Annotated in this window: 21 protein-coding genes; 17 read left to right on the forward strand and 4 right to left on the reverse strand. The window is 66.0% G+C overall.

Translation table 11 applies throughout. From position 1 onward, the window contains the following. Positions 1–5 precede the first annotated feature (5 nt). The 12 genes from murG to dnaE all read left to right on the forward strand — a co-directional run bounded on the left by murG (position 6) and on the right by dnaE (position 13,388). Complete coding sequence (gene murG / locus LFT46_RS08125) at positions 6–1,106, forward strand: undecaprenyldiphospho-muramoylpentapeptide beta-N-acetylglucosaminyltransferase (protein ID WP_236821777.1); 1,101 nt, start codon at positions 6–8, stop codon at positions 1,104–1,106. After that, entirely contained in the window at positions 1,103–2,479 is a 1,377-nt protein-coding gene (murC, locus tag LFT46_RS08130; RefSeq protein WP_236821778.1) for a UDP-N-acetylmuramate--L-alanine ligase, read from the forward strand. The genes murG and murC overlap by 4 nt, the downstream gene beginning before the upstream one ends. Beyond that, positions 2,472–3,401 (forward strand): cell division protein FtsQ/DivIB, encoded by a 930-nt coding sequence (locus tag LFT46_RS08135; RefSeq protein WP_236821779.1) that lies wholly within the window; start codon positions 2,472–2,474, stop codon positions 3,399–3,401. The genes murC and LFT46_RS08135 overlap by 8 nt, the downstream gene beginning before the upstream one ends. A gap of 184 nt (positions 3,402–3,585) precedes the next feature. Beyond that, positions 3,586–4,839, forward strand: a complete 1,254-nt coding sequence (ftsZ, locus tag LFT46_RS08140; RefSeq protein ID WP_236821780.1) for a cell division protein FtsZ — start codon at positions 3,586–3,588, stop codon at positions 4,837–4,839. 8 nt (positions 4,840–4,847) lie between these two features. Then, entirely contained in the window at positions 4,848–5,537 is a 690-nt protein-coding gene (locus LFT46_RS08145; protein WP_236821781.1) for a polyphenol oxidase family protein, read from the forward strand. Further along, positions 5,530–6,291 (forward strand): YggS family pyridoxal phosphate-dependent enzyme, encoded by a 762-nt coding sequence (locus tag LFT46_RS08150; protein WP_236821782.1) that lies wholly within the window; start codon positions 5,530–5,532, stop codon positions 6,289–6,291. Before LFT46_RS08145 ends, LFT46_RS08150 begins: the two co-directional genes overlap by 8 nt. Before the next feature lie 90 nt (positions 6,292–6,381). Further along, positions 6,382–6,912, forward strand: a complete 531-nt coding sequence (locus LFT46_RS08155) for a cell division protein SepF (protein ID WP_141160844.1) — start codon at positions 6,382–6,384, stop codon at positions 6,910–6,912. A gap of 132 nt (positions 6,913–7,044) precedes the next feature. Next, positions 7,045–7,332 carry a YggT family protein gene (locus LFT46_RS08160; RefSeq protein WP_142134322.1) on the forward strand — a complete coding sequence of 96 codons (288 nt, stop codon included), beginning with the start codon at positions 7,045–7,047 and terminating at the stop codon, positions 7,330–7,332. 174 nt (positions 7,333–7,506) lie between these two features. Continuing rightward, positions 7,507–8,190: a DivIVA domain-containing protein gene (locus tag LFT46_RS08165; protein ID WP_236821783.1), complete on the forward strand. Its 684-nt coding sequence runs from the start codon at positions 7,507–7,509 to the stop codon at positions 8,188–8,190. Between the two features lie 98 nt (positions 8,191–8,288). Further along, entirely contained in the window at positions 8,289–8,861 is a 573-nt protein-coding gene (gene lspA / locus LFT46_RS08170) for a signal peptidase II (protein ID WP_236821784.1), read from the forward strand. Then, the gene (locus tag LFT46_RS08175; RefSeq protein ID WP_236821785.1) at positions 8,854–9,780 is read left to right on the forward strand and encodes an RluA family pseudouridine synthase; all 927 of its coding nucleotides are present in this window, start codon (positions 8,854–8,856) and stop codon (positions 9,778–9,780) included. The genes lspA and LFT46_RS08175 overlap by 8 nt, the downstream gene beginning before the upstream one ends. Before the next feature lie 50 nt (positions 9,781–9,830). Beyond that, positions 9,831–13,388, forward strand: a complete 3,558-nt coding sequence (dnaE, locus tag LFT46_RS08180; protein WP_236821786.1) for a DNA polymerase III subunit alpha — start codon at positions 9,831–9,833, stop codon at positions 13,386–13,388. A 108-nt stretch (positions 13,389–13,496) separates the two neighbouring features. Here dnaE and LFT46_RS08185 read toward each other — a convergent pair whose 3' ends face one another. Then, complete coding sequence (locus tag LFT46_RS08185) at positions 13,497–13,997, reverse strand: flavin reductase family protein (RefSeq protein WP_236802033.1); 501 nt, start codon at positions 13,995–13,997, stop codon at positions 13,497–13,499. A 127-nt stretch (positions 13,998–14,124) separates the two neighbouring features. Here LFT46_RS08185 and LFT46_RS08190 point away from each other — a divergent pair, with 127 nt between their 5' ends. The 3 genes from LFT46_RS08190 to nrdR all read left to right on the forward strand — a co-directional run bounded on the left by LFT46_RS08190 (position 14,125) and on the right by nrdR (position 16,675). Further along, on the forward strand, positions 14,125–14,658 hold the full coding sequence (locus tag LFT46_RS08190) for a hypothetical protein (RefSeq protein ID WP_236821787.1): 534 nt from the start codon (positions 14,125–14,127) through the stop codon (positions 14,656–14,658). A gap of 4 nt (positions 14,659–14,662) precedes the next feature. Next, on the forward strand, positions 14,663–16,036 hold the full coding sequence (hisD, locus tag LFT46_RS08195; RefSeq protein ID WP_236821788.1) for a histidinol dehydrogenase: 1,374 nt from the start codon (positions 14,663–14,665) through the stop codon (positions 16,034–16,036). A gap of 138 nt (positions 16,037–16,174) precedes the next feature. Then, a complete protein-coding gene (gene nrdR / locus LFT46_RS08200; RefSeq protein WP_236821789.1) occupies positions 16,175–16,675 on the forward strand; it encodes a transcriptional regulator NrdR in 501 nt (166 codons plus the stop codon). Positions 16,676–16,726: 51 nt separating this feature from the next. On the opposite strand, the gene ppgK is transcribed toward nrdR, so the two are convergent. Together ppgK and map are read right to left on the reverse strand one after the other, a co-directional pair. Continuing rightward, complete coding sequence (gene ppgK / locus LFT46_RS08205) at positions 16,727–17,530, reverse strand: polyphosphate--glucose phosphotransferase (protein WP_236802037.1); 804 nt, start codon at positions 17,528–17,530, stop codon at positions 16,727–16,729. 103 nt (positions 17,531–17,633) lie between these two features. After that, positions 17,634–18,512 (reverse strand): type I methionyl aminopeptidase, encoded by an 879-nt coding sequence (gene map / locus LFT46_RS08210; RefSeq protein ID WP_236821790.1) that lies wholly within the window; start codon positions 18,510–18,512, stop codon positions 17,634–17,636. Positions 18,513–18,633: 121 nt separating this feature from the next. Here map and LFT46_RS08215 point away from each other — a divergent pair, with 121 nt between their 5' ends. Continuing rightward, a complete protein-coding gene (locus tag LFT46_RS08215; protein ID WP_110544584.1) occupies positions 18,634–18,798 on the forward strand; it encodes an SPOR domain-containing protein in 165 nt (54 codons plus the stop codon). Positions 18,799–18,814: 16 nt separating this feature from the next. Here LFT46_RS08215 and panB read toward each other — a convergent pair whose 3' ends face one another. Further along, positions 18,815–19,702, reverse strand: coding sequence for a 3-methyl-2-oxobutanoate hydroxymethyltransferase (panB, locus tag LFT46_RS08220; RefSeq protein WP_236802039.1), 888 nt, complete (start codon positions 19,700–19,702; stop codon positions 18,815–18,817). Positions 19,703–19,986: 284 nt separating this feature from the next. On the opposite strand from panB, the gene glnA reads away from it, so the two are divergent. Then, on the forward strand, positions 19,987–21,327 hold the full coding sequence (gene glnA, locus LFT46_RS08225; protein ID WP_141160830.1) for a type I glutamate--ammonia ligase: 1,341 nt from the start codon (positions 19,987–19,989) through the stop codon (positions 21,325–21,327). The last annotated feature ends 3 nt before the right edge of the window (positions 21,328–21,330 follow it).

Below are 21,330 nucleotides of genomic sequence, written 5' to 3' on the forward strand. Positions count from 1 at the left end.
CCCAGATGACTTCGACAAAACCCTCCATCGTCCTGGCGGGCGGCGGAACAGCCGGCCATATCAGCCCGCTGCTCGCCATCGCCGCCGCCATCCGCAGCGATGCTCCCGATGCCGCCATCCTGGCCGTGGGGACGCCCGCGGGCATGGAAACCCGGCTGGTTCCCGCCGCAGGCGTGGACCTCGCCACAATTGACCGCGTACCTTTTCCGCGGAAGCCGTCCGCGGACCTGCTCCGGCTGCCCGGCAGGCTGGCCGGCGCCGTACGCCAGGCCGGAGCCATCCTCGACCGGGCGCAGGCCGACGTACTGGTGGGCGTGGGCGGATATGTCTGCACCCCGATGTACCTGGCGGCGCGGAAGCGCGGCACACCCATCGTGATCCACGAGGCGAACGCGCGCCCCGGACTGGCCAACAGGGTGGGAGCCTTCCTGGGCGGACGGGTGGCAGTGGCCTTTGAGGGCACACCGCTCCGCAACGCCGCGCATGTTGGCATGCCTATGCGCAGGGAGATTTCCAGCCTTGACCGGAAGACCGCCCGTACTGCCGCGCGGGAGGCGCTGGGGCTTGATCCCCAACAGCCCACCTTGATCGTCACCGGCGGTTCGTCAGGCGCGCAAAGCATCAACCGGACCATCGCAGCGGCGGTCGGCCTGCTTGCCGAAGCGGGCGTCCAGACCCTGCACATCACCGGCCGGGGCAAAACTGTCCTGGACCAGGCCGGCCGGCCCCTCACGGCCAAGGGGTACCGGCAGGTGGAGTACATCGACGGAATGGAACTTGCCTATGCTGCCGCCGACCTGCTGCTGGCAAGGTCCGGGGCGGCCACGGTGTCCGAGGTCGCAGCGGTAGGGGTCCCGGCAGTCCTGGTGCCCCTGCCCATCGGCAACGGGGAACAGGCGCTGAACGCAAAGGGCCTGGTGGCCGCAGGCGGCGCGCTGCTGGTGGCAGACCGCGATTTCACGGCTGCATGGGTCAAGCGCGAGCTGATCCCGCTGATCACTGATAAAGCACGGCTCGCCGCCATGGAAGCCAAGTCCTACCGGCTCGGCATCCGAAACGCCGACCAGCGCATGGCTGGTCTTGTCCTGGAAGCGGTATCAGCATGAGCCCCCACAACCTGCCCGGCCTGGACTCCCTTGGAAAGGTGCACTTCATTGGCATCGGGGGAGTAGGCATGTCCGCCGTGGCCCGCATCATGGTGGCCCGTGGTGTCCCCGTCAGCGGCTCCGATGCCAAGGATCTGCCGGTCATGGCAGACCTCGCTGCGGCCGGGGCACGCATCGCGGTGAGTTACGCAGCCGGAAACCTGGGCGACGCGCAGACCGTCGTGGCCGGATCGGCAATCCGGGAAGACAATCCTGAACTGGCGGCGGCACGGGTCGCAGGGCTGCCGGTGCTGCACCGTTCGCAGGCCTTGGCGGCCACCATGGGCGATGACGTAGTGGTGACCGTGGCCGGAACGCACGGCAAGTCCACCACGACGTCGATGATCACCGTCCTGCTGCGGGCAGCCGGCCTGGATCCCAGCTTCGCCGTGGGAGCCAATATTCCCGCGCTTGGGGTCAACGCAGCCCACGGGACCTCAGGAATTTTCGTCGCCGAGGCAGACGAATCGGACGGCTCCTTCCTGAACTACCGGCCCCGCATCGCCGTCGTCACCAACGTTGAGCCTGACCACCTCGACTACTACGGCACCGCGGAAGCCGTCTACCAGTCGTTCGACCGGTTCACTGAGCTGCTGCCGTCGGACGGCCTGCTGGTAGCCTGCGCGGACGATCCGGGAGCGCTGGCCCTGGCCGAACGGACCAGGGAGCGGGGCAACACCCGGGTGGTCCTGTACGGCACCGGCGAGACGGCGGACGTCAGGTTGGACGACGGCGGCCCGGGCCAGGTTGCGGTGGCAACAGGCGGTGCACGCTACGGCCTGTCGCTGCAGGTTCCGGGCCGCCACAACGCCCTGAACGCCGCGGCCGCCTTTGCCGTGGCCCTTGAACTCGGCGTGGACCCGGCAGCCGCGGCCGAGGGCCTGGCCCACTTCGCCGGCGCGTCCCGGCGCTTCGAGCTCAAGGGCACGGCGCGTGGGGTGCGGGTCTTTGACGACTATGCCCACCACCCCACTGAAGTCCGTGCGGCCCTGACCGCAGCCCGTTCGGTGGCGGGCGGCAACAAGGTCCATGTCCTTTTCCAGCCACACCTGTTTTCACGCACCCGCGAATTCGCGGCAGAGTTTGCCGCGGCCCTCAACCTGGCCGACACCGCCCTGGTCCTGGATATCTACCCCGCCAGGGAAGACCCCATTCCCGGGGTCACCAGCCAGCTCATTGCCGACCACCTCACCCAGGGCGGCCGGCTGGTCAGCGCCGATGAGGCGGTGGAGACGCTTGCCGCAGCGGCAGGTGAAGGGGACGTCGTCCTCACCGTCGGCGCAGGAGACGTCACTGCCTACGGGCCCCGAATCGTGGAGGCACTCCATGCCTAGCTCCCGCCGCCCCACCTACGCCCCGCCTAAACGGAACAGCCGCCCCGCGCCCCGGCCGGGGGACAGCGGGCCGGAAGAGGTGCCCGGCGGCGCCGGCGGGGATGTGATCACCGCGTCGCGCAGCATACCGGACCAGGCGGCGCAGAAACCCGCGCAGAAACCCGCGCAGAAGCCGGCGCAGGAGCAGAAACCTGCCGGGGCAACCGTCCTGGCATTTCCGGAGCCAAAGGGCCGGCGGCGGCGGAAGAAAGTCGTGCTCGCCGTCGGAACCGTGATTGCGCTGGTGGCCGCACTGCTGGCTGCCGCAATCTACTCACCTGTCCTGGCCCTGAAGACCGTCTCAGTCTCCGGCACCCGCCTGGTCACCCCGGAGCAGGTGCAGGCGGCGCTGGAGCCCCTCCGCGGCAAGCCCCTGCCGCAGATCAGCGACGATGATGTGCGCGGGCTGCTCGGCTCCCTGATCCAGGTGAAATCCGTCTCCGTCGAGGCGCGCCCGCCATCCACCCTTGCCGTCGCCGTGCACGAGCGGGTACCGGTGGCCCTGGTCAAACAGGGGGAGCAGTACCAGTTGGTGGACGTCGACGGCGTGCGATTGGGCACCACCGACGATCCGGCGTCAGCGTCCCTGCCCGTGATCGACGGCGGCGCCGGGGCGATCGGGCAGGACCTGTTCCGCGCCACCGCGGCAGTCCTGGGTGCGCTGCCTGCCGATGTGCTGGCCAAGCTGTCCAATGCGTCCGCGCAGTCCGTGGATGCCGTCGAACTCAAGCTCGTGGACGGCCAGATCATCGTGTGGGGCAACGCCTCGGAGAAGGAACTCAAGGCCAAGGTCCTGGCCGCGCTCCTCAAGGCTCCGGCGGATCCGAAGAACCCCGTCAAGGTCTACGATGTCAGTGTGCCCCGGCACCCCGTGACGCGCTGAGCGCTTTCTTTCCCGGTATTAATCCGACACGCGGACCCGGTTATTGAATGTGTGCACCAGAGGAAATACCGTCACAGACAAGAGTTACTTGACATAACTATAACCTTCAACTCGAAGGTTAAGGTTGCAGGCTTCAAGCTCTCCATCAGTTTTCGCAATAAGACACGAACAAGGGACACGTAACGTGGCAGCTCCGCAGAATTACTTGGCCGTCATCAAAGTCGTCGGCATCGGCGGCGGTGGCGTGAACGCAGTCAACCGCATGATCGAGGTCGGCCTCAGGGGTGTTGAATTCATTGCCATCAACACCGACGCCCAGGCCCTGCTGATGAGCGACGCGGACGTGAAGCTCGACGTCGGACGCGAGCTGACCCGCGGCCTGGGCGCCGGCGCCAACCCCGAGGTGGGCAAGCAGGCCGCCGAGGATCACGCGGACGAAATCGAGGAAGTCCTCCGCGGCGCGGACATGGTCTTCGTCACCGCCGGCGAGGGTGGCGGCACGGGCACCGGCGGCGCGCCTGTCGTTGCCCGCATCGCCCGCTCGCTTGGTGCCCTGACCATCGGTGTGGTGACGCGCCCCTTCACTTTCGAGGGCCGCCGCCGTGCCGGTTCTGCGGAGGCGGGCATCGATGCCCTGCGCGACGAAGTGGACACCCTGATCGTGATCCCCAACGACCGCCTGCTCTCCATCAGCGACCGCAACGTGTCCGTCCTTGACGCGTTCCGCTCCGCTGACCAGGTGCTGCTTTCCGGTGTCCAGGGCATCACGGACCTCATCACCACGCCGGGCCTGATCAACCTCGACTTCGCGGACGTTAAGTCCGTCATGCAGGGCGCCGGCTCAGCCCTCATGGGCATTGGCTCCGCCAGGGGCGAAGACCGTGCCGTCAAGGCTGCTGAACTGGCCATCGCCTCGCCGCTGCTGGAGGCATCCATCGACGGCGCCCACGGCGTGCTGCTGTCCATTCAGGGCGGCTCCGACCTTGGCCTGTTCGAAATCAACGAGGCCGCGCGGCTGGTCCAGGAAGTGGCCCACCCCGAAGCCAACATCATCTTTGGCGCCGTCATCGATGACGCCCTTGGCGATGAAGCGCGCGTGACAGTGATCGCGGCCGGGTTCGACGACGTCAAGGCCACCTCGCCCTCCATGGACCAGTCCCAGCCGCAGGCCGCCCCGCAGCGGCCCGCTGCCCCTGCAGCCGCTCCGGCCTCGGCCCACCCGCAAAACGGAAACCACCAGGGCAACGGAAACCACCAGCAGAACGTCCAGCCGCTCCACGCCGGTATCGGCGCTGCGGGACTCAGCAACTGGGGCCAGCAGCGTCCCTCTGCCGTCCCTGCCGATTCGGGCTTCGATGTCGACCTGCCTTCCGTGGTGGAGCCGGACCTTACCGGCAACCACCCGGATGACCTGGATGTCCCCGACTTCCTGAAGTAGGCGGCGGCTTGTTCCATTGGCGTGCCGACATCCTGCCCGGGGTGTCGGCCGCATTCACCAATGTGGATGCAGGAAACCTGGCCCTGCACGTGGGGGACGATCCCGCCAGGGTCCAGGGGCGCCGAGCACGCCTGGAGCAGTCCATCGGTGTGGGACCGCAGTCGCTGCGCTTCATGAACCAAGTGCACGGCACCACGGTTGTGCTGATGGACGCGGAGTCACCGGCCCCTGAGGCCGACGCCATGGTGTCCCGCGGACTGCCCCTGGCGGTCATGGTGGCGGACTGCATCCCGGTGCTGCTGGCGGGGGAGTCCGGGAACGGTCCGGTCCTTGCCGCAGTGCATGCAGGCCGCCCCGGCGTCGCGAACGGTATCCTGCCCGCCGCGGTGGAGAGCATGGAGTCTCTTGGCGCTACCCGGATCCGCGCTTGGCTGGGGCCGTCAATCTGCGGGTCCTGCTACGAAGTTCCAGCCGCCCTGCGCGATGGCGTGGCAAACATGGTTCCCGCGACCTGGAGCACTACGTCCTGGGGTACACCAGCCCTTGACCTCCCTGCCGGCGCTAGGAGCCAGCTTGAGTCCGTTGGCGTGGACGTGGAATACGCAGGGGACTGCACCCTTGAGACTGAAACGCTCTATTCATACCGCCGGGACCGGGACACAGGCCGTTTTGCCGGACTGGTCTGGTGCCATGACTGATCTGTCGGCTCCCGGGCAGGGCCAAACTGAAGACGCGCGTACCGAAGAACTTGCCCAGCGGCTTGCCGCGGTACGCTCCCGGATCGCCACGGCGGCTGAAAGTGCGGGCCGCAGCAACCGGCTGCCCGCCCTGATCGTGGTCACCAAGTTCCACCCTGCGCAGGACATCCGGCGGCTTGCAGCCTTGGGAATCAAAGATGTCGGTGAGAACCGCGACCAGGAAGCCGCCGCCAAGGCGCTGGAACTTGCCGACCTGGCCCTCACTTGGCATTTCGTTGGCCAGCTGCAGACCAAGAAGGCCAAGTCCGTGGCACGCTATGCCTCCGCTGTCCACTCGGTGGACCGGCCGCAGCTCGTGGATGCGTTGGCAAAAGCCGTGCGGAATGAGATCGAGTCCAGCGGCCGCGCCCCGCTGGACTGCTTCATCCAGGTCAACCTCGAAGATCCAGCGGACGACGACGGCACGCACCGCGGTGGGGCAGCGCCCGCCGCTGTGCCGCTCCTGGCAGAAGGAATCACCCGTTCTGCGGGCCTGAACCTCGCCGGCGTGATGGCGGTTGCTCCGCTGGGGGTCCCGGCGGAGCCGGCGTTCGAAAAGCTTGCCGGGATCTCCGCCCGGCTCGTGGCGGCTTACCCCGCTGCAACCGCCATTTCCGCAGGCATGAGCCAGGATCTCGAAGCAGCCATCAAGTTTGGGGCGACACACCTGCGAATCGGTTCCGATATTCTCGGTTCCCGTCCTGCCGTGGGGTAGCGTCGGAGCTATTGGAAGTGATGGGCGGGGGACTTCAGTGCTGTCAAGTCATTGGGCGGCCCGCTTACGGGACAGGATTAGGAGTCGACCATGGCCGGCGCTCTGCGCAAGACAATGATCTATCTTGGGCTCGCCGATGGCGATGAGCATTACGAGCCCGAGCAACAGACCACACGTAAGGATGAGGACGAACCCATGGAAGTTGACCGCGAGGAACGCCGTGCCCCGGCACCGGTCCGCGAAGTCAGCCGCGAGGCGTCCTACGCCCCTGAAGAGGAATACCGCGCCCCTGTGACCCCTATTAAGCGTGCGGCCTCAAGCCGCGAAGAGAATACCGGTCTGCGCCAGATCACGACCATCCACCCGCGCTCCTACAACGATGCCAAGCTCATCGGTGAAAGCTTCCGGGACGGCATTCCGGTGATCATGAATGTCACGGACATGGGTGAGGCTGACGCCAAGCGCCTGGTGGACTTCTCCGCCGGACTCGTCTTCGGCCTCCGAGGCAGCATCGAGCGGGTGACCAACAAGGTGTTCCTGCTCTCACCCTCGTATGTCGAAGTGATCGGTGACGACAAGAAGGCCAGCGATACGCAGGCCAGTTTCTTCAACCAGAGCTGAACATCAGGCCTCGTCAGATGCCAGGCAGGGACACCTGTCTGGCATCTGTGCTGAAATAGAGAAGACACCGGCAGTACAACAGCGGCGCCCATCATGGACGTGCCGCACGAATATGGAGATATGAAATAAGTCATGGGAATTGTTTTCGGACTTCTCTATCTCGCCCTGCTGCTGTTCTTTGTTGCCCTCATCATCCGCCTGGTGTTCGACTGGGTGCAGATGTTCGCGAGGGAATGGCGTCCACGGGGCGCGGCCCTGGTGGTGGCCCACGCCGTGTACTCCATCACGGATCCTCCGCTCAAGGGACTGCGGCGGCTCATTCCGCCGCTCCGGCTCGGCGGTATTTCGCTGGACCTGGGCTTCCTGATCCTGTTCATTGGCGTCAGCATTGCGATGAGCGTCACCAGGAGCCTGGCCTGAGCCGGCAATTAGACCCGCAATGCAGGTTGTTCCGCTTCTGAGCGGCTACTGTAAAGCGAAGAAACCTCCGGTTTGACACTGCAGTGTTGAATTAGAGTAAGCAGACCAAATTTAGGTACCGTAGTTTTGACGGCCGGAAGGCCTACTGACTAACCAGACCAGTGAGGTGACCAGATGGCTTTGACGCCAGAAGACGTTGTCAACAAGCGCTTTCAGCCCACCAAGTTCCGCGAGGGCTATGACCAGGACGAGGTTGACGACTTCCTGGACGAAATCGTCGTCGAACTCCGCCGCCTGAACCAGGAAAACGACGAGCTCCGCAAGAAGCTCGCCGAAGCCGGTTCCAGCGTGCCGGCCAGCTCCGCTGCCGCACCAGTGGTGGAGAAGGTCCCCGCGCCGGTCAAGGCCGACAAGGACGAGGCCCGCGAGAAGGCAGAAGCAGAAGCCAAGGCCGCCGAAACCAAGAAGAAGGACGTCCAGCCCGCTGCACCGGCTGCCGCCGCACCGGCCGCGCCCGCAGCTGCCGTCTCCACTTCCGCCGAGTCCGCAGCCGGCCTGCTTGCCATGGCACAGCAGATGCACGACCGCCACGTCGCCGACGGACAGGCGCAGAAGGACAAGATCATCGCCGAGGCGCAGATCGAAGCAAGCAGCCTCGTCAACGACGCCCAGGAAAAGTCCCGCAAGATCCTCGGCGCACTCGAGCAGCAGCGCTCGGTCCTGGAACGCAAGGTGGAACAGCTCCGCGGCTTCGAACGCGATTACCGTTCACGCCTGAAGGCCTACATCGAAGGCCAGCTCCGCGACCTGGATGCCCGTGGCTCCGTTGCGACGCCGGAAGTCAGCGAAGCGAACTAAGCCTGGCAGCACGTATTCTGAAAGCCGGTGGCTGGGGATTCCTCGGCCGCCGGCTTTTGGCATTGACGCCCAGTTCCCCCCCCAAATTTGAAAGCACCATGACTGACGAAATTGCCGCAGGCGCGGCACGCCCTGTCCCTCCCTCGCCCCGCCCCCGCCGGGCACTCCTGCTGTCCCTGTTTGCCGGCTTCGCGGTGTTCGCCTATGTCCTGGACCAGCTGACCAAACTCTGGGTAACCTCCACCATGGTGGAGGGCGAGCGGATCCCGGTGCTGCCACCACTGCTCCACTGGTATTTCATCCGCAATTCAGGTGCGGCGTTTTCCATTGGCGAGAACGTCACCTGGGTGTTTTCCATCATCATGGCCGGTGTCGCCATCGCCATCCTGTTCCAGGTCCGCCGGCTGGGCTCGGCCTGGTGGTCGCTCGCATTGGGCCTGCTGCTTGGCGGCGCCCTGGGCAACCTCACCGACCGGCTTTTCCGTGAGCCGTCATTTGGCATGGGACACGTGGTGGACTTCATCCAGCTTCCCAACTTCGCCATCTTCAACATCGCCGACTCCGCCGTGGTGTCCGCCGTAGCCATCATCTGCATCCTCACCCTGCGGGGGATTGCCCTCGACGGAACGCGGCTCGGGACCGGACACAAGGACAAGCCCGACCATGAGTGAGCGCATCGTCGTCGCCGAAGAGTTTGGCGGAACACGGGCCGACGCCGGACTGGCCGGCGTACTCGGCGTGTCCCGTTCCGTTGCCGCGTCCCTGCTGGCGGAAGGCCACGTGCTGAACAAGGGCAAGGCGTTGGCAAAGTCGGCAAAACTCGTGGCGGGGGAGGTTCTCGACGTCACCGTCCCCGAACGTCGGGACCCGCTGGAAGTCGTGGAGGAAGCTGTGGAAGGCCTGAAAATACTGCTCGACGATGACGATTTCGTCGTCGTCGACAAGCCTGTCGGCGTGGCAGCCCACCCCTCGCCAGGCTGGGTGGGCCCCACCGTCGTGGGCGGGCTTGCCGCTGCCGGTTACCGTATCTCCACCTCTGGCGCTCCCGAGCGTGCCGGCATCGTCCACCGGCTCGACGTCGGGACCTCGGGTGTGATGGTGGTGGCCAAGTCAGAGCGGGCGTACACCGCCCTCAAACGGGCCTTCAAGGAGCGCACCGTGGACAAGGTGTACCACGCGGTGGTGCAGGGCCTGCCCGACCCCCTGACCGGCACCATCGATGCCCCCATCGGCCGCCACCCCGGGCACGACTGGCGCTTCGCCGTCATCGAGGACGGCCGCGCCTCCGTGACCCATTACGAGGTCCTGGAGGCATTCGGCAAGGCGAGCCTGGTGGAAGTCCACCTCGAAACCGGGCGCACGCACCAGATCCGGGTCCACTTTTCCGCGCTCCGCCACCCCTGCGCCGGTGACCTGACATACGGCGCTGACCCCCGGCTGGCTGCGAACCTGGGACTCACCCGGCAGTGGCTGCATGCCCGTGAACTGTCCTTCGAGCACCCGGTGACGGGCGAGCGGGTCACTGTCACCAGCGACTATCCACAGGACCTGGCCTACGCCCTGGACGTTCTGGAATCCGGCAACGCCTGACACACCGCGCCTGGCCCTGGCAGGGCCGGGGCAGCGCTTAGAATAGTCCGGTGAGTTCCAGCCATGATTCGTTCGTCCATCTGCACACCCACACCGAATATTCCATGCTGGATGGAGCTGCCCGCCTGGGGGAGCTGTTCGACGAAACCGAGCGGCTCGGCATGCCGGCCCTCGCCACAACAGACCACGGGTACCTGTTCGGTGCCTTCGACTTTTGGCAGAAGGCCAATGCCAAGGGCATCAAGCCGATCATCGGCGTCGAAGCCTATGTGACGCCCGGGACCGCCCGGACGGACAAGGAACGCGTGCGCTGGGGCGATGAATCGCAGCGCAAGGACGACGTCTCCGGCGGTGGCTCCTACACCCACATGACGCTCCTGAGCTACAACAACGTGGGAATGCGCAACCTCTTCCGCGCTTCATCCATCGCCTCCCTGGACTCAGTATTCGGCAAGTGGCCGCGGCTGGACCGGGAACTGCTGAACACCTACTCCGAGGGCCTCATCGCCACCACGGGCTGCCCGTCCGGCGAGGTCCAGACCCGGCTCCGGTTGGGCCAGTACCGCGAAGCACTGGAGGCCGCTGCCGAGTTCCGGGACATCTTCGGCGCGGAGAACTACTTCTGCGAGCTGATGGACCACGGGCTGGACATTGAACGGCGGGTCACCGGCGACCTGTTGCGGCTCGCCAAGGACCTGAACCTGCCCCTGGTGGCCACGAACGACCTCCACTACACGCACGAGCACGACGCCAAGGCCCATGAGGCCCTGTTGGCCATTCAGTCGGGCTCCACGCTGCTGGAACCCACTTATGACAACGGCGGGTCCCGCTTCGCCTTCTCCGGCAGCGGCTACTACCTCAAGTCCCCGCGCGAGATGCGCGAGCTGTTCCGCGACCACCCCGATGCCTGCGACAACACCCTGCTGATCGCCGAGCGCTGCGAGGTGTCGTTCAACACCGACGCCAACTTCATGCCGCGGTTCCCCTGCCCGCCCGGCGAGGACGAGACCTCCTGGCTGGTCAAGGAAGTGGACAAGGGCCTGCAGTACCGTTACCCGGGGGGTGTCCCGGACGAGGTCCGCAAGCAGGCGGACTACGAACTCGGCGTCATCACCTCCATGGGCTTCCCGGGCTACTTCCTGGTGGTTGCAGACTTCATCAACTGGGCCAAGAACAACGGCATCCGCGTAGGTCCGGGGCGTGGCTCCGGTGCAGGCTCCATGGTGGCGTACGCGATGCGCATTACCGACCTGGACCCCCTGCGCCACGGCCTGATCTTCGAACGGTTCCTGAACCCGGACCGCGTCTCCATGCCCGACTTCGACGTCGACTTCGATGACCGGCGCCGCTCGGAGGTCATCGACTACGTGACCCGCAAATACGGTGACGAGCGTGTGGCGATGATCGTCACGTACGGCACCATCAAGACCAAGCAGGCCCTCAAGGACTCCTCCCGCGTGCTGGGCTACCCCTTCAGCATGGGCGAGCAGCTCACCAAGGCACTGCCGCCGGCCGTCATGGCCAAGGACATTCCGCTGGCGGACATCCAGAACCCGGAGGCCAAGCGCTACAGCGAAGCGGGGGACTTCCGGCAACTGATTGCCACCGACCCCGAGGCTGCCAAAGTCTTTGAGACGGCGTTGGGCATTGAAGGCCTGAAGCGCCAGTGGGGCGTGCACGCCGCCGGCGTGATCATGTCCTCGGACCCCATCATCGACGTCATCCCCATCATGCGCCGTTTCCAGGACGGCCAGGTGATCACCCAGTTCGACTACCCGACGTCCGAGGGCCTTGGCCTGATCAAGATGGACTTCCTGGGCCTGCGGAACCTGACGATCATTTCCGACGCCCTCGAGAACATCAAGATGAACCGGGGGATCGACCTGGACCTCGAGAACCTGGAACTCGATGACGCCGCGTCGTACGAGCTCCTGGCCCGCGGCGACACCTTGGGCGTGTTCCAGCTCGACGGCGGGCCCATGCGGTCGCTGCTGAAGCTGATGAAGCCTGACAACTTCGAAGACATTTCCGCCGTCCTGGCGCTCTACCGGCCGGGCCCCATGGGAGCCAATGCCCACACCGACTACGCGCTGCGCAAAAACGGGATCCAGGAAGTCATCCCCATCCACCCTGAGCTGGAGGAACCGCTCAAGGAGATCCTCGGCGGAACGTACGGCCTGATCGTGTACCAGGAGCAGGTGATGGCCGTGGCGCAGAAACTGGCCGGCTACTCGCTGGGCCAGGCAGACATCCTCCGGCGCGCCATGGGCAAGAAGAAGAAGTCGGAACTGGACAAGCAGTTCGCCGGCTTCTCGCAGGGCATGCAGGACAACGGTTACTCCATGGAGGCTGTCAAGACCCTGTGGGACATCCTGCTCCCGTTCTCCGACTACGCCTTCAACAAGGCCCACTCGGCAGCGTACGGCGTGATCTCCTACTGGACGGCGTACCTGAAGGCTCACTATGCGCCCGAGTACATGGCGGCGCTGCTCACGTCCGTGGGCGATGACAAGGACAAGTCGGCGATCTACCTGAACGAGTGCCGCCGCATGGGCATCACGGTGCTCCCGCCGGACGTCAACGAGTCCGCCCTGAACTTCACCCCGGTGGGCAACGACATCCGCTTCGGCATGGGCGCCATCCGCAACGTGGGTGCGAACGCCGTCGAGGCCATGGTCAGCGCACGCGAGAGCGAAGGCGCCTACACCTCCTTCAAGGACTACCTGATGAAGGTCCCGGCGGTGGTCTGCAACAAAAGGACCATCGAATCCCTGATCAAGTCCGGGGCCTTCGACTCGCTGGGCCACCACCGCCGCGCGCTGGCGATGATCCATGAAGAAGCCATCGATTCCGTCATCACCCTGAAGCGCAACGAGGCCATCGGCCAGTTCGACCTCTTCGCCGGTTTCGAGGAGGCCGAATCGGAGGCTTCGCTGAGCATCGAGATCCCGGACCTGCCCGAGTGGGAGAAAAAGGACAAGCTCTCCTTCGAACGGGACATGCTGGGCCTGTACGTGTCGGACCACCCGCTGCAGGGCCTCGAGGGGCTCCTCAGCCAGCATGCCGAAATGAGCATCACCACCATCCTGGGTGAGGACGGACCGCAGGACGGCGCCATCATCACCATCGCAGGCATGATCACCTCCCTGAGCCGGCGTATCGCCAAAGCCAGCGGCAACGCTTACGCGCGGGCCGAGGTGGAGGACCTGGGCGGTTCAATCGAGGTCATGTTCTTTGGCCAGGTCTACGGACCGATCGCATCCGTGCTTGCCGAGGACCTGATTGTGGTGGTCAAGGGCCGGCTGCAAAAACGCGACGACGGCGCCATCACCTTGAACTGCATGGAGCTGTCCGTGCCGGACCTCAGTGAGGGGCTGCACGGGCCCCTGGTGATCACCATGCCCACCCACAAGGCCACGGAAGCCGTGGTCACCGAGTTGGGCGACGTGCTGCGCACCCACCGGGGCAACTCGGAGGTCAGGCTGCACCTGCAAGGCGACACGCGCACGCAAATCATGGGCCTGCCCGTCCACCTCCGGGTCAACCCCAGCCCGTCGCTGTTCGGCGACCTGAAGGTCCTGCTGGGCCCGGCCTGCCTGGATGCCTGAGACACTGGACGCCTGAAAGACCTGAACGCCTGAAAAAGACGCGGACGACGGCGGGAGGCACCTCCCGCCGTCGTCCGCGACTTTTGTTGTGGGCCGGTCCAGCCGGGGCTAGATTTCGTAATCGAGCGGCACCGGCTGCCCGTAGGCGCCGCCGTGGTACAGCAGCGGGGACCCCTCGCCGCCTACCTGGCCGTCCACCACCTGGACCACCACCACGGCGTTGTTCTCGAAGGACAGCCGCATCTGCACCTCGCCGATCAGCCACCCGGCGACATCCTTCAGGATGGGCACCCCGTGCGGGCCGGCCTCCCAGTGGTTGCCTTCGAACCGGTTGCCCGGGCGGGCGAAGCGTGCCGCCAGCTCCTGGTTCTCCAGCCCGAGCATGTGCACGCCCAGATACTGCGTGTTGGCCACCGCTGGCCAGGACCTGGAACTGCGGGCCATGTTGAAGGTGAAGCGCGGCGGCTTGGCGGACAGCGATGCCACGGAGGTGGCAGTAAAACCGTAGGGCTCGTCCTGGTAGTTCACCGTGATGATCGCGACGCCCGCAGCGTGCCGGCGGAACATCTCCCTGAAGGTCTGCTCGAACGGCTCGCTTTTCTCTGTCACCGAAACTCCTGGACTAGGGGGCTTAACTCTTCCTCCAAGCGTATTGGCCAGCGGTCATGGCGGGAAAACCGGCGGCGCCGTCAGCACGCAGGATGGCGTTGCAGGAACCTTTGTTAAGGTGTGTTGCATGACAAACTTCGCCGGCCCTGCCGGGCGGCCGCTGCCATGGTCCCTGCTCCTGGTCCCGGCGGCGGCCGGAATTCCGGCCGGCCTCCTCTGGTGGCTCCTGGCCCCGGGCGGGTTGAACCTGATTACGCGCGATCCTGCGCTGGCTTCCGGCACCGCACCCCTGGTTTGGCTGCCGCGCGACCTCACCCTCGCCGGCATCCTGGTGCTGGCAGGCTGCCTGCTGGCCGTGTTCCTGGCAGATGGCAAGCGCCGTGACCCGCAGGCGGCGCTGTTGGCCGGCCTGGTCGGAGCGGCGGCGGGGAGCCTGGTGGCCTGGGGGACAGGCATCCTGGCAGCCCGGCTGTGGGGTCCGGCAGTGGATGCCTCCGCCAACGCGAGCATTGCCTTCTCACTGCGGGCGTGGCCGGTGCTGCTGCTGTGGCCGGCCGCCACGGCCGTGCCGGTCTTCGTCCTGGAACTGGTGGGCGCGGCGGGCAGGAAGCCCCAAACCGGCGGTCCCGGAACCGGCGGCACCATCAGCCCCGTAAAATAGACGGGTGACCACTTCCCCGGATTTTCCCGCCCCCGTGACAGCCGCCGTCGACTTCCGCACCATCGATCTCCGGGGCCGCAACCTCACCCTCGCAGCCCTGCGCGCGGCTGTTCCCCGCGCCAAGGGCCAGACCGTGGCGGACGCCGAGGACAAGGTCCTGCAGATCATCTCCGACGTCCGGCAGCGCGGTTTTGCTGCCCTGGCCGAGCTTGCCGAGAGGTTCGACGGCGTGGCGCAGCACCACCCGCTGGTACCCCGCGAGGCCATCGCCCAGGCCCTCGACCAGCTGGACCCGGCCGTCAGGGCTGCGCTAGAGGAATCCATCAGCCGGGCGCGGAAGTTCGCCGACGGGCAGCGTCCGCGCAATGTGGACGTTGAACTGGGCGACGGCGCCGTGGTGAGCCAGAACTGGGTGCCCGTGGCCCGCGTGGGACTGTACGTTCCCGGTGGCCTTGCCGTATACCCATCCTCGGTGATCATGAACGTCGTGCCCGCACTGGCGGCGGGCGTGGAATCCATTGCCCTGGCCTCGCCCCCTCAGAAGGAGTCCGGGGGACTTCCGCACCCCACCATCCTGGCGGCGGCGGCGCTGCTGGGCATTACCGAGGTCTATGCCATCGGCGGTGCCCAAGCCATCGCCGCCTTCGCTTACGGCGTCGAAGCCACTGAAGCCGGTCCGGCTCTGGAACCCGTGGATGTGGTGACCGGGCCCGGCAACATCTTCGTGGCCACCGCGAAGCGCCTGGTCAAGGGGGTCGTGGGCATCGATTCCGAGGCGGGAACCACGGAAATCGCCATCCTGGCCGATGACTCGGCCCAGCCGGCGCTGGTTGCCGCGGACCTGCTCAGCCAGGCCGAGCATGACCCCAATGCGGCATCGGTCCTCATTACCGATTCCGAGGAGCTGGCTGCGGCGGTGCGGGCGGAACTGGCGCTCCAGACCGCCGCCACCAAGCATTCGGCCAGGGTGCAGGAGGCGCTGTCCGGCCCGCAGTCCGGCGTCGTGCTGGTGGACGGCCTGGAGCAGGGGATCGCCGCCTGTGACGCCTACGCCGCCGAGCACCTGGAAATCATGACCCGGGACGCGTCTGCCGTGGCTGCGCGGATCCGCAATGCCGGGGCTATTTTCGTGGGCGATTACAGCCCTGTCAGCCTGGGTGACTACTGTGCGGGCTCCAACCACGTGCTGCCCACCAGCGGTACCGCAGCCTTCTCTTCCGGGCTGAACGTCACCACTTTCCTGCGCGCCATCCAGGTAATCAACTACAGCCGGGAAGCCCTCGCCGAGGTCAGCGGGCACATTGTGAGCCTGTCCCGGGCCGAGGACCTGCCTGCCCACGGCGACGCCGTCACGGCCCGTTTTCCCGGCCTCGGCTGACACCACTACATGTAGTAATTACAGGATTGTTATTACCCCACATCTGCCCGTAAACTGAAAGTTGCCACGGCATCGCCCCCCGGCGGTGCTGTTGGCTTTCACTGACGTTGCACACCACAACCGAAAAGGGGGAACGCCATGTACTGCCCGTTCTGCCGCAACCCCGATTCCCGTGTTGTGGACAGCCGCATGGCCGATGACGGCTCGGCCATCCGCCGGCGCCGCCAGTGCCCCGAATGCGGCCGCCGGTTCACCACCGTGGAAACCACCAGCCTGTCTGTCATCAAGCGGTCCGGCGTGGGCGAACCCTTCAGCCGCAGCAAGGTGATCAACGGTGTCCGCAAGGCCTGCCAGGGCCGCCCCGTCAGCGAGGACGACCTCGCCATGCTGGCGCAGGAAGTGGAAGAGCAAATCCGCGCCTCCGGTGCCGCCGAGATCGACGCGCACGAGGTTGGGCTGGTGATCCTCGGACCGCTGCAGAAGCTGGACAAGGTGGCCTACCTGCGCTTCGCCAGCGTCTACCAGGCGTTCGAGTCCCTCGAGGATTTTGAAACGGCTATTGCCCTGCTGCGCCACGAGGCCGAGGAAGACGCCAAGGGCGCGGCCAGCGCCAAGAGCTCCGAGAAGAGCCCCCTCTAGACTCCGGTGGCGGCAGCGGAGGGGAAGCCGCAGCCGCCACCGGCACCACTCCTATTTCGCCAGTTTGTGCTGCAGCGCGATTTCCAGCGCAGCCCCCACGATCCCTGCCTCGTTGCGCAGGACGGCCGGAACAATCGGCGTGCGCAGCTTGAGGTTGGGAAGGTACTCGTCGGCACGCTTGGAGATGCCGCCGCCCACGATGAACAGTTCCGGCGAGAACAGGAACTCCACGTGCGAGAAGTAGCGCTGCAGCAGGACGCTGTACTCGTCCCACGACAGCCCGTCCCGTTCACGTGCCACGGCGGACGCCTTGGATTCGGCGTCGAAGCCGTCAACTTCCAGGTGGCCCAGCTCCGCGTTGGGCACGAGTTTTCCGTCGAAGATGAACGCGGAACCGATGCCGGTGCCAAGGGTGATCACCAGGACGGTGCCGGACACCCCGGCGCCCGCACCGTAACGGGCTTCGGCCAGGCCGGCTGCGTCGGCGTCGTTGATGACCTCCACGGGGCGGCCCAGCCGGGCGGTGAGGAGGGCGTCGATGTCCGTATCCAGCCAGCTCTTGTCCACGTTGGCAGCGGAGTGGACCACGCCGTGCTGGATGATCCCGGGGAAGGTCACACCGACGGGGGAGCCCGCCTCCGGGGCCTCAGGGCGTGCCGAGAGTTCGGCCACCACCAGGGCCACGGCCTCCGCGACCGCCTCCGGGGTGGCAGGCTGGGGAGTGGGCACGCGGAAGCGTTCGCCCAGGAGCTTGCCCTTCTTCAGGTCGACAATGCCGCCCTTGATGCCCGTACCACCGATGTCGATGCCGATCAGCGGTGCGTTCTTGTGCGACTTCTCGTCCTTGTTGGCCAATGGGATTCCGTTCTTGACAGGGGCGGGCAGGAAAAGGGGCCGGCTGGGCCCAAAACAGTTGTCCGGTCTGCACCGGCAGCCATGCCGTGGGGCATGGGACAGGTTACGGCAGGGTGAGGACCTCGGCACCGGTCTCGGTGACCAGCAGGGTGTGCTCGAACTGGGCGGTGCGCTTGCGGTCCCGGGTGACAACGGTCCAGTCGTCACTCCACATGTCCCACTCCACGGTGCCCAGGGTGAGCATCGGTTCGATGGTGAACACCATGCCGGTTTCGATCACCGTGTTGTAGGCGGGGGCGGCGTCATAGTGGGGGATGATCAGCCCGGTGTGGAATGCCTCGCCCACTCCGTGTCCGGTGAAGTCACGCACCACGCCGTAGCCGAAGCGCTTGGCGTAGGACTGGATGGTCCGGCCGATGACGTTGATCTCCCGGCCCGGCGCCACCGCCTTGATGGCGCGGTTCAGCGATTCCTGGGTGCGCTCCACCAGAAGCCGCGATTCCTCATCCACGTCACCCACCAGGAAGGTGTAGTTGGTGTCGCCGTGGACGCCGTTGATGAACGCGGTGATGTCGATGTTGAGGATGTCGCCGTCCTGGACCACCGTGCTGTCCGGAATGCCGTGGCAAATGACCTCGTTCAGCGAGGAGCACAGGGATTTGGGAAAGCCCCGGTAGCCGAGGGTGGACGGGTAGGCATGGTGGTCCAGCAGGAATTCGTGGCCCACTTTGTCCAGCTCATCCGTGGTGACACCCGGCTGGATGTGCTTGCCCACTTCCACGATGGCCTGCGCTGCGATCTTCCCGGCGATCCGGATCTTTTCGATGGTCTCGGCCGACTTGACCTCGGAGCCGGTGAACTTGGCCGGCGCGGGCTTGCCGACGTACTCCGGACGGGGGATGGACGCCGGGACGGGACGCTGCGGACTCAAGGTACCCGGGGTGAGGGTGCCAATGGGTGCAGTCGAGGCAAGGGAAGGCATAGATTGATCATATAAGGCACTGCAGAACGCCTAACAACCGACAAGCGGCGGAGGCACGCGTAAGTGTTTGTGTTACGTGGATCACCTCGCGCTTCCCCTGTCGCCGGAACAAGGAGCAACGATGACTGAGTACTGGTTCAACATCAAAACCCACGAGGTGGAAGAGGACCGGCTGTCGGACTGGAGCCAGCTCATTGGGCCGTACAAGACCCGGGCAGAAGCCGAACACGCGCTGGAGAAGGTGAAGGCACGCAACGAGGCCTGGGAAAAGGGCGACGACGACTAAACGGGTGAGTGCCGGCCTAGAAGGAATGTTCCGGGCCGGGGAACTCGCCTGACCGGACGTCGTCGCCATAGGCGGTGGCGGCGTCGAACAGTGTGTTGCGCAGGTCCGCGTATTGCTTCACGAACTTGGCCATCCGGCCGCCCCGAAGCCCGGCCATGTCCTGCCAAACCAGGACCTGCCCGGTGGTTGCGTTGCCTGCGCCGATCCCCACCGTGGGGACGTCCACGGCCGCATCGACCGCTGCGGCCGTCTCTGCCGGCACCATTTCCATCAGCACGCAGAACGCTCCGGCGTCAGCGAGGGCGCGGGCGTCCTCAATGAGCCGCTGGGCGTCGTCGCCGCGGCCCTGCACGCGGTACCCGCCCAGGGCGTGCTCGCTTTGGGGGGTGAAGCCGATGTGCGCCATGACGGGAATGCCCGCCTGCACCATGGCCCGGACTGTCGGTGCGTAGTACTTCCCGCCCTCCATCTTGACCGCGTGCGCCAGGCCTTCCTTCAGGAACCGCACGCCACTTGCCACGGCCTGTTCGGCGCTGACCTCGTAGCTGCCAAAGGGCAGGTCCGCCACCACCAGCGCGCGTTTGGCGGACCGTGCCACGGCGCGGCACAGGGGCAGCAGCTCGTCCACAGTCACCGGAAGGCTGGTCTCGTTGCCAAAGACATTGTTGGAGGCCGAGTCTCCCACGAGGAGCACTTCGATGCCTGCGGAATCAAAAATCTCGGCGGTGTACTGCTCGTACGCAGTAAGCATGGCGAACCTGGTGCCGTCGCGCTTGGCCTGCTGGAGGTGGTGGACGCGGACCTTCGCCGGCTTCCGTTCGGCCGGGGCGGGCATGCCGGGGCCGCTGCCGTAGGGGGCGGGTACTTCTGCGGACGCGCTGGAGTCGGAGCTGTTGGAGGCCATGGGATGAGCGTAATGCGATACCGGCCGTCCTAGCTACCGCGCCCCCCGGCCCGCCAGCAGTGATGTGTGTCATGGGCGGGGCGGCTGCCGGCAGCACTGGTGCCGGGAACGGGACGCGGGGTGGACTAAAGGCAGGATCAAGGCGCCGCAAGGTTAATGCTGTGTTACGCACGGCGCAGGCTTCGGCATCGGCGCAGAATGATTAGTACAGTGTTGATGAACTGCTGCCGGCTTTCCCCTTGCATGGGCCCGGAGCATGGACGTTGACCGGAGAAGAGGCCATCATGGACCGCCAGCAAGAGTTTGTCCTGCGCACAATCGAAGAGCGCGACGTACGTTTCGTACGCCTGTGGTTCACCGACGTCGTGGGGTCGCTGAAGTCCGTGGCGCTGGCGCCGGCGGAAGTCGAAGGAGCCTTCGAGGAAGGGTTGGGCTTCGACGGCTCCTCCATCGAGGGCCTGGCCCGGGTGTTTGAATCGGACATGCTGGCCCAGCCCGATCCCGCCACTTTCCAGATCCTCCCGTGGCGCGGCGAGACCGAACAGACATCGCGGATGTTCTGCGACATCCTCACCCCTGACGGCGAACCCTCCGCGGCGGACCCGCGCAACGTGCTCAAGCGCACCCTGGCCAAGGCCGCGGACATGGGCTTCACCTGCTACACCCACCCGGAAATCGAGTTCTACCTGCTTAAGTCGCACGAGCCGGGCCCCAACGGCGCTCCGGTGCCGGTTGACGAAGGCGGGTACTTCGACCACGTCCCGGGCGGCGTGGCCCAGGACTTCCGCCGCACCGCCGTGACCATGCTGGAATCAGTGGGCATCTCGGTGGAGTTCAGCCACCACGAGGCCGGCCCCGGCCAGAACGAGATCGACCTCCGCTACGCCGATGCGCTCCAGACCGCGGATAACATCATGACGTTCCGCACCGTCATCAAGGAAGTGGCGCTGCAGCAGGGCACCTACGCCACCTTCATGCCCAAGCCGTTCACGGACCACCCCGGTTCCGGCATGCACACGCACTTCTCCCTGTTCGAGGGTGACAGCAACGCCTTCTTCGAGGCCGGCGCCGAGTTCCAGCTCTCCAAGACCGCGCGGCAGTTCATCGCGGGCATTCTCAAGCACGCCCCGGAGTTCACCGCCGTCACCAACCAGTTCGTGAACTCGTACAAGCGGCTGTGGGGCGGCGGCGAGGCGCCCAGCTACCTGAGCTGGGGCCACAACAACCGTTCCGCGCTGGTCCGCGTGCCGCTGTACAAGCCCGGCAAGGGCCAGTCGGCCCGGATCGAGTACCGCGGCATCGATTCGGCTGCCAACCCTTACCTGGCCTACGCCGTCCTGCTCGGCGCCGGCCTCAAGGGGATCGAGGAAGGTTACGACCTGCCGGCCGCTGCCGAGGACGACGTCTGGTCGCTGAGCTCGGCCGAACGCCGCGCCATGGGCCACGATCCGCTGCCGGCAAGCCTGCACGACGCCATCCGCTCCATGGAGGACTCGGAGCTGATGCCGCAGATCCTGGGTGAACAGGTTTACGAGCACTTCCTGCGCAACAAGCGCGCCGAATGGCAGGACTACCGGCTGCAGGTGACGCCCTACGAGCTGCAGCGCAACCTCGGCATTCTCTAGGTG

The organism is Arthrobacter sp. FW306-07-I (assembly GCF_021800405.1).
Classification (GTDB): domain Bacteria; phylum Actinomycetota; class Actinomycetes; order Actinomycetales; family Micrococcaceae; genus Arthrobacter.

Excerpts from the sequence above, each read along its gene's own strand:
- panB (WP_236802039.1), bottom strand. The coding sequence starts at position 19,702 with ATGGCCTCCAACAGCTCCGACTCCAGCGCGTCCGCAGAAGTACCCGCC.
- nrdR (WP_236821789.1), top strand. The coding sequence starts at position 16,175 with ATGTACTGCCCGTTCTGCCGCAACCCCGATTCCCGTGTTGTGGACAGC.
- LFT46_RS08150 (WP_236821782.1), top strand. The coding sequence starts at position 5,530 with ATGACTGATCTGTCGGCTCCCGGGCAGGGCCAAACTGAAGACGCGCGT.
- LFT46_RS08190 (WP_236821787.1), top strand. The coding sequence starts at position 14,125 with ATGACAAACTTCGCCGGCCCTGCCGGGCGGCCGCTGCCATGGTCCCTG.
- murC (WP_236821778.1), top strand. The coding sequence starts at position 1,103 with ATGAGCCCCCACAACCTGCCCGGCCTGGACTCCCTTGGAAAGGTGCAC.
- LFT46_RS08175 (WP_236821785.1), top strand. The coding sequence starts at position 8,854 with ATGAGTGAGCGCATCGTCGTCGCCGAAGAGTTTGGCGGAACACGGGCC.
- LFT46_RS08155 (WP_141160844.1), top strand. The coding sequence starts at position 6,382 with ATGGCCGGCGCTCTGCGCAAGACAATGATCTATCTTGGGCTCGCCGAT.
- LFT46_RS08165 (WP_236821783.1), top strand. The coding sequence starts at position 7,507 with ATGGCTTTGACGCCAGAAGACGTTGTCAACAAGCGCTTTCAGCCCACC.
- LFT46_RS08160 (WP_142134322.1), top strand. The coding sequence starts at position 7,045 with ATGGGAATTGTTTTCGGACTTCTCTATCTCGCCCTGCTGCTGTTCTTT.
- LFT46_RS08215 (WP_110544584.1), top strand. The coding sequence starts at position 18,634 with ATGACTGAGTACTGGTTCAACATCAAAACCCACGAGGTGGAAGAGGAC.
- LFT46_RS08135 (WP_236821779.1), top strand. The coding sequence starts at position 2,472 with ATGCCTAGCTCCCGCCGCCCCACCTACGCCCCGCCTAAACGGAACAGC.
- map (WP_236821790.1), bottom strand. The coding sequence starts at position 18,512 with ATGCCTTCCCTTGCCTCGACTGCACCCATTGGCACCCTCACCCCGGGT.
- murG (WP_236821777.1), top strand. The coding sequence starts at position 6 with ATGACTTCGACAAAACCCTCCATCGTCCTGGCGGGCGGCGGAACAGCC.
- lspA (WP_236821784.1), top strand. The coding sequence starts at position 8,289 with ATGACTGACGAAATTGCCGCAGGCGCGGCACGCCCTGTCCCTCCCTCG.
- glnA (WP_141160830.1), top strand. The coding sequence starts at position 19,987 with ATGGACCGCCAGCAAGAGTTTGTCCTGCGCACAATCGAAGAGCGCGAC.